Source organism: Flavobacterium panici (genome assembly GCF_903819335.1).
Classification (GTDB): Bacteria; Bacteroidota; Bacteroidia; order Flavobacteriales; family Flavobacteriaceae; genus Flavobacterium; species Flavobacterium panici.
The window spans coordinates 1-370 of record NZ_CAIJDE010000026.1 but is presented as its reverse complement, the minus strand read 5'-3'; the positions used below and the strand labels follow the sequence as shown (position 1 = coordinate 370).

Genomic DNA, 370 nt, shown 5'->3' with positions numbered 1-370 from the left:
TGGATCTGCTAGTGTAGCCGTTTCAGGAGGAACTAGTGCTTATACTTATTCTTGGTCTCCTTCTGGAGGAACTGCTGCAACTGCAACTGGACTAACAGCGGGAACATATACTGTTACAGTTACTGATGCTAATAGCTGTCAGATAACACAAAGTTTTACTATTACAGAACCTGCTGCTTTAACAGCATCACCAGTAGCACAAACTAACATAGCTTGCTTTGGTGGTAACACCGGGTCGGCAACTATAAGTGCAACTGGAGGAACTGGAGGATATACTTATTCTTGGTCACCTTCTGGAGGAACTGCTGCAACTGCAACTGGACTAACAGCTGGTACATATACGGTTACAGTTACTGATAGTAACTTATGT

The 370-nt window shown here is 43.2% G+C and carries 1 protein-coding gene; it reads left to right on the top strand.

The features are described 5' to 3' along the window. A partial coding sequence (locus FLAPXU55_RS02325) for a SprB repeat-containing protein (protein WP_180856400.1) occupies window positions 1-370 on the top strand: 370 nt, incomplete at both ends.